The following is a 13,552-nucleotide window of genomic DNA, read 5'->3' on the forward strand; positions in this document are numbered from 1 at the left end:
CCAGAAGCGGCTGCGTGGCGGCCCGGTGATGTGGTGAGCCTGGCGCACACCCAGTGCTCGCCTTCGAGGGACAGGAGGTGCGCGGTGGTCGTGTCCCCGGGCAACATATCTGGCCCGTATGCCGTGAGGTATCCGTTCTTGCCCCTGTGGGCGGCTGGTGGTAGCCCTTGGGTCCGTGGCTGCCTTGGAGATCCCGAACTACTCGAACCGCTGACCACGGAAGCGGCCCGCGACTTCATTCGCGTGCAGGTGGGGCAAGACCCGGCTTGGTCGGCCGGGTTTGGCCTCAGCGCAGGCAGCAACGCGACACCACCGAACCCGCTGGACTCCAGTGCTCAGGGGGTCACGAGGCTGCCATGGCCGCTGCGACCTGCCTGCGCCCTTCCTCTCCCCTGGTCCAGATCTGAACGGCTGAGGGACGGGGGCTCCGGCCGACCCAGCCCTGGAAGCGGTGCACGGCGACATGGTCGGACATCAGCCAGGCGCAGGTGGGCCCGGATGCCTCGGGCACCGCAACGAGTCCCTCGATCCGCTCCGCCATCCCCACACCGGCGCGGCTCGGCACCCACGGTTCGAGGCTGCCGCCTGGCCAGGGATCCCAGGACGACACCAGATCCATGACCGCGTGGCCTTCGATCAGCGCGGGCACCGATGGGGCGATCTCGAGGAACGGCCCGCCATCGGTGACGCCGACCCGGCCGTCGGTATGCACCAGGAAACCGACCGGAGACGACACCCGTTCACCGGACCAGGAGAAGCCCCAGCTCCGCCCAACGGGCCGCACCTGATCGAGCAGATCGAACTCCAGGCCCCTGAGGCCGTCATAACGCCCGCTGCCCAGCAGCGCCGACCGGCGCACCTCGTAGCGGAGCCCGCCGTACCTGGCGTGGAACGCCTCTCGCCTGACCACCAGCTCGGTCGGGGCCGGGATCATGCACTCCGATCCGTCGGGAACGCGCAAGAGATCGGTGGGGATCCTGGACACGCTGTCCGGCTCCCGGCGTCCGGTACGCCTCAGGAAGGCTCGCGCCCGCTCGGACAGCCCGGCGGGATCGTCGAGAACATGCACATGGGCTTCCTCGAAACCTCGTGGTGTCTCCCAACATCATGCCGTCCCGCCGGGCCGGTGGGAAGGGCGGCTCACTGTCCGCGGGCAGTGGCACCGTCATTGGTGGCATCGCCGGTCCGGGCGGTGTCAACCACAAATGCTGCGGACCTGGGTGCAACAGAGCCCAGGAGACCGAGCGGCCCGGCGCGGCCCCCTCTCTCGCAAGAGAGACGAGCTGGTGAGCCGCTTCGGCTTCGTCAAGGACCACTGCGGCGCTGCGGCGTCCAGCGGCTGTGCCGCGTGCGAGGTCTGTTGGCCCGGTCCGGCTGCTACCGCTGCTGCGCTGCATCTCCAGCGCGGACTGCGCGCGGCCGTTGATGCGCGGCTGGCCGAGCGGACCCGTGAGGTCCATGCCGCGTCGAGCGGGACCTACGGGTCGCCGCGGGTGTATGAGCGACCAGTCATCCTCAGTCAGGCGGGGTTGTCCATGGCCTGGTAGCAGGTCGGTTTGGGGTCGATGACGTACTTGATGGGCAGGTGCAGGTTGCGTAGGCGCAGCAAGGGCATCGGGCGTGTGGTCAAGTTCGTCATGAGGGTCAGGTCGAAGCCGAGTGTTCCGTCGCAGATGGGCGTGCGGGCCTGGAACCAGTCGTGGATCGCCTGTGCCCAGCCGGCGAGCATCCTGCTCAGGTCGCCGTCCGGGCGCTGGGTGGTGAGAGGCGCCTGCATTAGGAGGGGAAGCGTCACCGGTGTCAGGCCGGGGTTGGCCTCGTAGGCGTAGGTCACCTCCACCTGGGCGGTCAGGGCGGGCTCGGTGGTGTTGACAAGTAGCGCGCTGAACACTGCTTCCAGGTGTCCCGTGAGCGTGCGGTAGGCGGGCTGGGACGGGGTGGGGACGCCGATCAGGGGGATCTCGAGGACGGTGCTGACGTCGGTCGACGGTTGCAGCGGCGCGGCGCCGCGGATCGCCGGGGTGCGGTACACGAACGAGTCGGCCGACGGGCGCCCCGGCACGAGCTCGCGGTTGCGTTCGACGGTCACGGAGGCGAGCGCGTCCTGCTGTTCCAGCAGGTGGAGGCCCGGGATGACGACGGTGCGGTCGGGAATGGCCTGGCCGTTCGCGGCCGTCAGATAGCGTCCTTCGGGGCCGCCGCGGGTGCGGTAGACGTACATGACGGGACCGTCCTCGCCGGTGGTGTACGGCACCGGCTCGTAGCGTTCGTCGTCGATCCGCACCACGGGCACGCCGACACCGGCGGGTGGAGCCCCGGTGATGGTGACGAGCAGCGCGTTCGGTGTGTCGCCGACATCGACCGAGCCCTCGTCGATCGAGAACTCGTAGGACGTGCCGCCGGTGACAGAGGGGCGGATTGCCTCCACGATGAGGCCGGTGTCGGCGACCGCCTCGGCCAGGGTGAGGAGGGTGCGCAGCGCCGCCGCCGCGTTCGTCACCTCCTCACCGGGCCCGGTGAGCGCGTCGATGGGTGCCAGGTAGGCGTCCAGGTCCCGGGCGACGGCGGGGTGGACGGCCGCGAACTCGGCCAGCGGGCCGAACGCGTCGTCGAGATCCAGATCAGCCCGGTCGCCGCCGACGTTGAAGGCGACTTCGGCGACCACCCGGTCCTGCGGGTAGTGGAACGGCAGTGAGTAGCCGAAGCGGTACTCCCAGCGGACGGCCCGGCCCAGCGGGTCGTCGTGGTCGGCGGGGTAGCGTGCCTCCTGCCCGCTCATCGTCGGGCTCGCGGGGTAGGCGCGCAGCACCAGGGGTACCGAGAACGCCCCCAGGTCGGCCGACAGCGGCGACTCGCGATCGATGAACGTGAGCCAGCTCGACGCTCGATAGTCGATGCCGGGAACCGGGCCGATCTGGTGCTCGATCGCGTCGGCTTCGTAACGGATGTCCAGGTCGGCCCGTGCGGCCACGGCGCCGTCCGCGCGGACCGTGTCAGGCGCGGTCACCAAGAAGCCGAGTGGCACCCCTGTGCCGGTACGGAGCGGGAGCCGCGGGGAGGTCAGGGAGACCGGCGTGGCGTCCTCCTCGGAGCCCCGCTGGACCGGCTCCCCGGACAGCTCCGGTGGGGCGGGGTCCCGCAGGTCGGCGTGCACGTCCGCGGTGAACTGCACGGCCGCGCGGACCGTGTACGCGTCGAGCAGGCGGGTCAGCATCTGCTGGCGGAACAGCTCGCGGGCGTGGGCGGGGTCGGCGTGCTCGCCCTCGAACACCGGGATCATCCACCGGGAGGCGGCCTCGGCCAGCCGTTCCTTGACGCGGAGGGCGCGGGCGAGCAGGTCCTCCCCGGTGAGCGCGCCGACGATCTGCGCGGCGGCGGTGAAGCGGGGGGCGAGCAGGGTGTCCACCGCCCCGAACAGCGTGCGGCACCAGCCGTCCAGGTCGACCTCGGCGAAGTCCTCGTACCGGGACGGCCTGGGGCCGAGTCCGGTGCCGGTCCGGTAGTCGCGGATCGGCACGCCGCGGCGGCTCCGCAGGTAGGTGGACACCGGCCGGGGCGCGAAGATCGCCGGGCCGTCCTCGGTGAGGGTGTAGGAGATCGGGGTGCCGGCGGCGCGGCCCGCCCGTACCGCCCACACGGTCGTCTCCTCGCCCGCGCCGCGCGCGGAGCGGTCGACGCCCACCGCGACCTTGACGAGTTGCTCGCCGTCGGACAGCGCGGTCTCCAGGCGCCGCGCGAACTCCAGGAGCGCCAGCGTCTCCCCGGGCGTCCCGGCCTCCGGCGGGAGCGGGTGCTGGAAGGGGGCGACCGGCGTGGTCGCCGCGCGGACGCCCGGTGCGGTGGCGAGCTCGCCGAGGACGGTGCCGCCGGTGCGGGCCAGCCGGAACGCGACCCGGAGGGGGAAGATCTGCGCGGGGTTGACCGCGTCGCCGGCGAGCTCGATCCCGATCGCGTGCGCGGGCGGCGGTGCGGGCACGGCGGTCCCGAAGGCGGCACGGTCATCGAGGAAGGCGAGGATGGAGCCGTTCGCGTCGCACAGCCATGTGCGTAGCGCGCGGGCCTGCTCCGGGGTCAGCTCGGCCTCGCCGGGCGCGGCCGGGTCGTCGGGGGAGCGGCCCAGCAGCGTGGTCTCGATCGTGTACGCGATGCCGTTCGGGTCGTCGAGTTGGTCGCGCAGCCTGGCGTAGACGGCGGCGTCGGTGCGGGCCTTCGCGGCGACGGAGGAGGTGCGGGCCTGGTCGTCGGCGGGGTAGGCGAAGCCGGCCCGGCCTTCGATGGTCCCGGGGCCGTCCGCGTAGCGAAGCCCGCGCACGGACAGGTCGTACGTCCGATCGGCGGCGAGCGCCGAGACGGTCAGCCGCACGGTGCGGCCGTCGGCGCCGAGCACCGCGGATCGGACCGTGACCGTCTCATCGAAGGTGTAGTGGTCCAGGTCGGTGACCCCCTCCGGTGCGAGCGGGGCCGTGAACGTCAGCTCGACGGTGGTGGGATCCGGCGCGGCGGCGGCGAGCAGCCCCTGATAGCGGCTGTCGTCGAAGCCCAGCAGCAGTTCCAGGCGGGGTACGCCGGTGTCGGCGGCGCGGACCTGCCAGCTCGACGACACCGAAGGCCACTGGCCGAGCCCCACCAGCGCGTCGGTGTATCCGGTCAGGAGGGGAGGCTGGTCGTAGGGTCCCCGGTCGCCCTTCTCCGGATCGGACAGGACGGTGGACAGCGTGTTCCCGTACATGTCGCGCCAGTCGAAGGCCACCTGGAGGATCTCGCCGATGCCCTCGTACGGGGACCGGACGCCGTCCCGCTGGTCCAGGTCCGGACGAGTGAAGCGGGCGTACGGAACGGCCCGCCCGTAGTCCCACACGCCTTCCCCGGGCTCCGCTTCGCGGGGCGCCCGGATCTTGTCGTGGTTCTCGGTGCCGGCGGTCTCGGTCGTCGGCCCGGCGGGCAGGCCGGTGACGCTCTCGGTGAACGCGGCGTTGCCCGCGACCTGGTAGCCGAGCAGGGTGAAGGTGTTCAGCAGGAACAGCCGTGCGAAATCGGCGTCCGGCTCGACCGGGACCTCGTGCGGTCTCACCCGGGTGGCGGCGACGGCGGCGATACCGGGCCGCACCGTGGCGGTCCGTACTCGTGGCCCGCCCGGCAGCGTGATCTGCTGCCCGGCCGCGAACGGTCCGGGAACGTCCTGGTTGGCGGCGGCGAGGGACGCGGCTCCCTGCCCGTAGGCGGCGATGATCTCGCCGAACGTGCGGCTGGACGGGCTGGTTCCCGGGGTCAGGACCAGCCGGGGCAGCCGGAGCGCCGCGGGGAACGGCAGCGGGTCGGGCAGCCGGCCGTGCCGGCGGGGGTTGGCCTCGCGCAGCGCCTCGACCGTCGTACCGAACCGGACGGCGAGGTCGGCCAGCGCGATGCCGCCCGGCGGCGCCTGGCAGACGCCCTCGTCCACGACGATCCGGGCGTCGGCGGCCAGGACCAGTGCCGTGTTGGCGGCCAGCAGGTCCGCCACGTCTCCGTAGTACGCCCTGGCCAGCTCGCCGAGCCGGACGTCCGGCGCCGCCGGCACCCGCACGGGCGGGTCGGGCGGGTCGGCCTCGGCGAAGACGGTCGCGTCGGCGGGCAGGTCGGCGGTGGTGGCGAGGCGGTTCATGAACGCGCCGACGCGGTCGCGCTCGGCCGGCTCGGCGGGCGCGGCGTAGAGCACGATGAGGGTGACGGTGGCCTGGTCGCCGCCGGCGAAGAGCCGGTCCGGCAGCCCTCGCCCCTCGGCGGCGGCGTCGTAGTAGAGGAAGAAGCCGCCGCCGCGCGTGATGCTCGCCTCCCAGAGGAGCCGGATGAACTCCTCGGGGGTGTTGAGCAGGCGCGGCCCGGTGTCCGCCATGGCCGCCCGCGGGACGGCGGGGACCCCGGGCGGGCGGGTACGGGTGCTGAGGTCGACCTGGGCGATGCCCATCGTGACCTTCGGCAGGGTGTCGTTGCACAGGCCCGCGGCGTCGTCCGATCCGGGGAAGGCGAGGATGAGCCGGTCGATCGCGGCGGCGTCCCCGTCGGCGGCCCAGCGTTCCAGGAGCCGTTCGAGCAGGACGGCGTCCTTGTCGTTCACTCCGGCGATCTCGTAGGTGGACCGGGTGGTCGGGCTGCCGTCGACCGGCGGCACCCGCTTCACCGTGAGGTCGACGGCGGTGGCCCAGCCGTGGGCCCCGGCGTCGGCGGTGCCGGTGGCGCCGGTCGCCTCGTCGTAGCGGCCGACGCGTACCCGCATGCGCGGATCGCAGGCCCGGACGGACCGGTCCGGCAGGGCGGTCAGGTCGGCGGGCAGCCGGTGGAGCCGCAGCTCCCGCGTCGCCGCCGTGTCCCGGCCGTAGGGCAGCGGCACCGGCACCGGGCTACGCAACGGGACGGTCCGGGTGAACGGGTAGGTGGCGAGCGTGCTCACCGACATCGGACCCGGACCGAGCGATCCGAGCCCGGCGTCGAGCCGTTCGCCCCGCCCGTACCGGCCGCGCAGCTCGGCGACCCGCCCGGCGTCCACCGAGCCGGGTGCGAGCGTGATCTCCAGGCGGTCGGTCTCGCCGCCCGCGCCGTCGGTGAACCGCAGCCAGCGGGGTCCCGCGGCCCGGTCGAGGACGACGCGGAACGGCTCCGCGGACAGCACCGGCAGGGCGAGCTGCTGGCCGGTGAGGGCGTGCAGGCCCGCGCGCGGCGGCAGGCGCAGCTGCCCGTCCTCCTCGCGGACCCACATCCCCCGCGCCTTCGGGGTGATCCCGCCGGTCGGCAGGCGAAGGCCGTGCAGTGAGTAGCGCGACGCGAGGGCCGAGAGCTGCCTGATGGCGAACGTGCGCTGCGCCTCGGCGATCAGCTCGCCGACCCGGAACCTGGTGAGATGCGGAACGTCCAGGTACGGGGCGGGGTCACCGCCCGCCGTCCGGGTGGCGAAGAGGCCGGCCACCTCGCCGTTGGCCGCCTGCTCGCCGAGCACCGCCGCGGTCGTGCCGAACAGCGCCGCCACCGAGCCCAGGCTCCCGGACGCCTCGCCGGCCCCGGTGACGTGCCCGAACACCGGCAGGGCCAGCGACGCCATCGGAGCGATCAGATCCTCCTGGGCGAGCACGCCGCCCTCGGCCAGCAGCTCGTCGAGCGACACGCCCAGGTTCGCGGCGACATCGCCCAAGACGTCCCCCGGCCGGACCCGGTACGGCGCCTGATTGGGGAACGGCACCTCGGCGCCGGGACGCAGCACCGCCCGGCCCGCGTTGCACTCGGCGAGCGCGGCCGGGGTGAAACCGCCCGCGTAGACCTCCCGTCCGGCCAGCGCGGCGAACGTCGCTCCGGCGCCGGCGGGGCAGGTCACCAGCGGGATGAGCGGGGTGGCGCCCGGGCGCAGCAGGCCCGGCTGGTCCAGGGTCCGCGCATCCGTGACCAGCTCGGTGTACCGGACACCGAGCGACCTGGCGATGCCGGCGAGGGTGTCGCCCTCCCGGACGGTGTGGGAAGGCCGGCCGGGCACGGTGATCCGCGCGCCCGCGCGCAGCACGCCGGGATCGGCGGCGTTGGCGCCCGCGATGTCGCTCGCGGTCACCGCGTCCTCGTAGCGGCGGGCCAGGGAGGCGAAGGTGTCGTCCTCGCCGGTGCGGCACGTCACGCCGACCGTCAGCGTCCGGCCCGGCCGGAGCGGGTGGGATTCGTTGGCGGCGAACAGGCCGACGACCGTGTAGGCGGGCAGGTCCGGACCGTCGCCGTCCGGGTCCGGCACGGCCCGGTTCTCGTTGATCCAGCGCACGACGCGGCGGGGTGTCTCGTCCGGCCCGATCGGATACTTGAACAGGCGCAGCCCGTCGCGGACGGCCTGCACCATCTGCCGGGCAAGCAGCAGGAAGTAGTCGCCGAAGACCCATCCGGCCATGGACAGGGACGTGTCGGGGACCGGGCCCGGCACGCTCGCCGTCTCGTCGGACACCCGCACGGCCAACTCGGCGAAATAGTCGCGGAGCCGGGCGAGGGCCTGCCCGTCGATCTCGTTGTAGGAGCCGAACGCGTACCGGGACGCGGGGTTCCCTTCCCCATATGCCGGGATGTCGAGGACGAGCGCGGGCGGAACGGGCAGGTACGTCGCGTCCGGCGCCTCCCCGGCCGCGTTCTCCCCCTTCTCGTCCCCTTTCCCGTCGCCTTGCTCCCCCGTGCTCCCGCCCGTGCCGACGGTGAGCCGGAAGCTCCCCGCCAGGAACCGCTCGACCGCCTCGGCCGGCACCGGCGCCGGCACGGTCCGGGTGCTGACCAGGACATCGTCGAGCAGGTACGCCAGATCCAGCTCGTCGATCACGAGGTCATCGATCTGCCCGGAGGTGCGCGGGCCGTCCTGGACCGCCGCGACGACCCATCGCAGGACGGCCTTGCACAGCGTCTCGAACGAGGTGTCGCCGCCCGTTCCGTCGGCCGGGCCGGCGAGCATCGCCTCGTGCACGGCCGGTACCGAGTCGATGAGCAGCATCATCACCCAGCAGGGCGGTTGGTCCGCGCGCGCCGCGGTCGCCCACTCATCGCGCGCGAGGGTGAGCCCCGGGACGGCGTAGCCGGTCAGCTCCGCGGGGGTGGCGGGGGGCAGCAGGTTGTCCCAGTTCGGCGGGCGCGTGGCGCGCACGGCCCGTCCGGCGGACGCGGCGAGCTCGCGGCGCATCCGCAGGCGCCGGTCGGCGGGCCCGCCGAGGACCCCGGCGGAGGCGCCCAGCGGCCGGAACGCGCCGCGGCCCGGCACCGCCTGCCACGGCGGGACGCCAAGGTTGTCGATGCTGAACGTCTCCTTGAGCCGCATCGAGAACCGGAAGCTGATCTTGATTGTGAACAGCCCCACGTCGATCCGCACGCTCGCCGACACGTCGACCGACATCACCACGCTGAGGGAGAGCGACACGAACGACTCGTAGGCGATCTCGGCCAGCACGCTGATCCGCACGTCGACATCGGCCTTGACGATGGAGAAGTCGACCGATCCGTACAGCCGCCCGAGCAGTCCCGCCGTCCCGCGGACCAGGAAGTAGTAGCTGCCCTGCACCTGGTCGGCCGCCGCCGCGCCGGCCCGCTCCAGGGCGCCGGACTCCGGCTCGTAGGGGTTCCACTTGGCGATGACGCCCTCCAGGACACCTGCGACGGTGAGGTCGAACCCGGCCCGCAGCACCCCGTACTCCACGGACTTCCCGAAGCCCACCTGCAGCCCGAACCCGAAGACGATCACGGGGTTGAAGGTGCCGTTGCCCGCCCTGGGCACCAGATCGGTCGTGGCGCTGGACAGCTTGCCCAGGTACACGCCGCCTGAGCCCATCATGGGGATGCCCGGGTAGACGAGGGCCTCCAGCCGGAACGAGCGCGAGAAGTCCATGTTCCTGGGGAATCCGACATCGACCAGGAAGTCGCCGTTGGTGTACACCGCCACGGCGAAGACGGGCAGCGTGAGCGAGTACGCGCCGATGCTCAGATGGCGCATCCGGTCGGGCAGGGCGATCTCCGCCTGGTACACCCCCACCGCATCGCTGATCTGGCGGTACATCACCTCCAGCGCCAGCCCCGCGAAGACCTTGGCGGCCGGGCCGTCCAGGGCCACCCGCAGCCCGTACAGGCGCGGATCGCAGAAGACGACCTGCCCGTTCAGCAGGTAGGCCACCGGTTTCGCCGCCTCGCCGGCGGTGGCGGGGCGCCGGTCGGGGCCGGGCTCCGCCGTGTCCACGCGGAGGATGCCGAGGTCGAGACCGGCCGTCCAGGAGACCGCCCGGTCGAGCTTGACGTCCGGAATGTCGCCCGACACGGGGACGGGCAGCTCGGCGAGCCGCTTGATCGCCTTCGCCACGGTGTCGTCCTGGGCGAGACCGGGCACGTCGATGTGCTGCCCCAGGGCGAGAAGCCGCAGGTCGATGTACTTGCCGCCCTGACCGGGCGGGGCCGGCGCGGCGCCGGGATCGCTGGCGTCCCAGGGGCCCAGGGTCCCGGTGTCGCCCACGGCGCCGGCACCGATGTTCCACGGGAAGAACCCGCTCAGCGTCACCATCACGCCCCGGCCGGGATCGGTGCTCCGGTACGCGACGTCGATGCCGTCGATGCGCGCGAAGCCCATGTCGATCGGCCCGATGCCGATCTTGAACCCGATCTGGTCGCGGGCGGGGTTCTTCGGGTTGAACCGGTAGGTGAGGGCCAGCTCGCCGGGTTTGATCGAGTTGAGCGCGGACCACGGCGCCGGGAGCGCGAACCTCGTCCCGGTCGCCCAGGAGACCATGGCCTCGATGACCGAGCCGAGCGTGGCGCCGGCGGCCAGCCCCAGCGCGGCCGTGTAGTCGCCGTCGGTGGTCGGGCCGGTGACCTTGCCCTCCAGCCCGTTCCAGGTGATGCCGAACGCGCTGACCTCGGGGTCGTAGTCCATCCACACGCGCAGCCGGACGCCCTGCCAGGTCCAGTCGGTCTCCAGGCGCGCGAAGTATCCGGCGGCCACGGCCGGCCGGTCGGCCAGGGCGGGCTCGGCGCCCGGTGCCGACTCGCCCGGTGCCGACTCGCCCGGCGCGGACTCGCCCGGTCCCGCCGGTGCGGGCTTTCCGGTGCGGTACCCGAGCCGCAGCTTCGCCGCGGCCGACAGGCCCGGCAGGAAAGGCACGGTCCACGGCTCGGCGGTACGGCCCCCGAACTCCCAGGAGCCGTTCCCGGTCTCGATGACCAGCTCCAGATCGCTGATCCCGTACCGGCTGCCGGTCGTCCATCCGGTGTATGCCGCGAGCAGCTCGTCCAGGGGCACCGCACCGCCGGTCTGGCGGCCCTCGAAGCGCCAGCCGGCGGCCTTCCGGTAGGACGCCTCGACGGCCAGCTCGATCTCCGCGCCGTCCGGCAGGACCAGGACCGTCCCGCCGAACCGCCCGTCGGTGCCGGACGCGTCGCCGCGCACGGCGAGGCTCAGGTTCTTGATCGTGAACCACGGGGCGGCGGGCGCGGGCGGGACCGGCCAGTCCGCCTCTATCCCGCAGTCCACGCTCCACGCGCCGGCGCGGCGGTTGTACTGGAGGTCGAAGAGGGTCACCGCGCCGTCGACCGGCGCGGAGTGCCCGGCGGGCAGGAACAGGGCCAGCACGTCGCCGATCCGCACGCGTGCCTCCGGGTCCTCGGGCGGGACCAGCGTGCCCTCGAAGATCTGGTCGGGCAGCGCGGCCGACACCCGTACCGCGCCCGGGCCCAGCGCGAACGTCCCGACGATCTCGAACCGGGTACTGCGGACGTCCGGCGCGCCAGGGTCGGCGACGTTCGCCTGGATCTCCAGGTGGGTCAGCACGACGAGGCCGAACAGGGGCCACGGCTCGGTCGTGCCGAACCGCACCGAGAACGCCTCGACGGCGCGCGACGCCACGCCATAGCGGACCTCGAACCGGCGCACGGCCAGGTCGGCGGCCACGTTGAGCGGCGCCGGCAGCGCCCCCGCGAGGTTGACGCCGCCGAGGAGCGCGAACAGCCGCGACAGGCTGGGGCCGGGCTCGGTGAACGACGCGTCGAACACCCACCGGCCCGCCACCGGGGGGACCGACAGCGTGATGTTCATCGCGGGCGGCCCGTCCTTCACCGCGCCGGGCAGCGGGATCGCCCCGCCGACCGAACCGGTGGTGACGGCGGCGGGGTCGGCCGGCTGCACCACCTGGAGGAACGAGTCCTTGATCAGGAACCACGGCGCGCCGGTGAGGCTCCAGCTCCCGGCCGCGCCGGGAACGACCCGGATGGCGCCGGTCAGGCCGGTGCCGCCGTTGGTGAAGACGAGCGTCACATCGGCGGTGGCCAGGCCGAGGAGGCCGCGGGCATGGCCGCGCGCCTCGAGCCGCCCGTCCTCCGGGGGCTTGACCTCGGCGGCCGACAGCACGAGCCGGCGCCCGTCCGACATGTTCCGGTAGAGCTCGGCGAGCGGGCCGGTCGAGAACGCGCCGGGGGCGAGGTCCAGCGTCCCGTCCGGCCGGAGGTTGGCCTCCAGATCCCGGTAGACCTGGTCGAGCACCGGATCCTGGACACCGGCCGGTTCCTGGCCGCCCGCGGGTCCCTGGACGCCGACCGGCGCCGTGCGGTCTTGGAGGAGCTGTTTGAAAAGCTCGCTCGTGAACACCCACTGCAATGCCGCGGTCAGCTTCTCCTGCTGCGGATTATCCTGCAGGAATGGCCCGAACTGGCGGAAATACTGGTAGAGCCCGCTCTGTGGAGAATAAGCCTCGGTCAAATATTTGGAAAGGCGTATCGGCGGGATGTCGGCCTCGTCCATTCCCCATGCGGACACCAACGTGCGCAAACAGGCGGTGGCATCGGCCGCGTCCGTCGACTCCTTCGTCGGTTGCCCACCGAGCGGCAGCACGGGGTACTGGACGTTGGCGAAACGGAAGTACGGATTTCCGAGCGGGATCGCCAGGCCCGCCGTGCCCGCCCCCTCGAGCAGCGAGGGCAGCGTGGCCTCCGCGTACATGAGGTCGAACACGTCCTGCGGCAGACCTTGCAGGTTGAGGATCAGGATCTCGTCATTCCGGAGTTCGCGGATCGCCTTGGAGATCTCGGTGGCGTCGCGCATCCGGTGTCTGACGATGACCTTGGCCTGGCCGCCGGGGCAGAGGTACTTCTCGACGAAAGGGCCGACCGTCGGAGCGGCCATAGGAATGGCCGCGCCAGAGAATCTGCTGATAAGCAGATCCCACGTGGCAGGCTTGAAAGTGGTCAGGACGAGGATGACCGCGCCCTTGCCGAACCGCGCGCCCCTCTGCTGGAGGACACGGATCGTCCCGGCCAGGTTGAAGATGATCGAGGCCGGAGGCGGGCCGCTCGCGGGGACCAGCGGGCCGAAATCGCTGATCCCGTAGACCGGGCAGAAGAGCCGCTCCTCGCGCACCCCTTCGATGACCGCCTTGGACGCCGCCACGATCTCCTCCTTGCCCGGCAGCCCGGACAGGAGTTTCCACTCATCATTGGAGATGTGCGGCCGAGGGCGGCTGTAGAGCATCGACCTGAACAGCAGGCCCTGCTGTTTCAGCTCATCGCCGATGACCACGAACCGGTCCGCCCGGACGAAATATGCGAAGCTTTCGTAACGACTTCGCTCGTCCTCCCACCCGTACGGCTGAACAGCCATCACCAGTTCGACGTTCAACTGCCGGGCCGTCGTCGGGACATCGTGATAGTCCCAGCCCCCGCTGATCGCGAACCTGGCCGGGGTGGGGAGCCTATCGTCGGGAAGCTTTACCAGGGTGACTCTGGCGGTCCTGCCCTCGCTCGTCACCTCGATAGGAGGCGGGTCGTCGCCGGGCTTGATCTGCGGCAGGATGATCCGCAGCTTGTCCAGGATCTCATCCGTGGCGTAGACGAGTTCCGCCTCCTGGACGGCGCCGAGTGCGATGAAGCGTTTGAGGACCTGGACGGTGGACGCCTGGTGCCCGAAGGCCGCCCCATGCGCCGCGAAGAAGCGCGGTGTCGTGCCCTTGAGAAAGCCGGCCACGACTCGGTGGAGCTGCTCGATGGAGGAGTCGATCTGCCGGGAGGTGACCTGGGTCACCTTCTCGATCGCCATTTCCAT

General features: G+C 72.3%; 2 protein-coding genes. Both read right to left on the reverse strand.

The window, feature by feature from the left end; all coding sequences use genetic code 11:
- Nucleotides 1–343: 343 nt before the first annotated feature.
- Complete coding sequence (locus AB0881_RS12300) at nucleotides 344–1,069, reverse strand: hypothetical protein (protein WP_366616514.1); 726 nt, start codon at nucleotides 1,067–1,069, stop codon at nucleotides 344–346.
- Between the two features lie 450 nt (nucleotides 1,070–1,519).
- A complete protein-coding gene (locus AB0881_RS12305) occupies nucleotides 1,520–13,552 on the reverse strand; it encodes a LysM domain-containing protein (protein WP_366616515.1) in 12,033 nt (4,010 codons plus the stop codon).

The organism is Spirillospora sp. NPDC029432 (assembly GCF_040703975.1).
Classification (GTDB): domain Bacteria; phylum Actinomycetota; class Actinomycetes; order Streptosporangiales; family Streptosporangiaceae; genus Spirillospora.

Bases quoted from the DNA above. Each gene is read 5' to 3' on its own strand.
- AB0881_RS12305 (WP_366616515.1), bottom strand. From the start codon at position 13,552: ATGGAAATGGCGATCGAGAAGGTGACCCAGGTCACCTCCCGGCAGATC.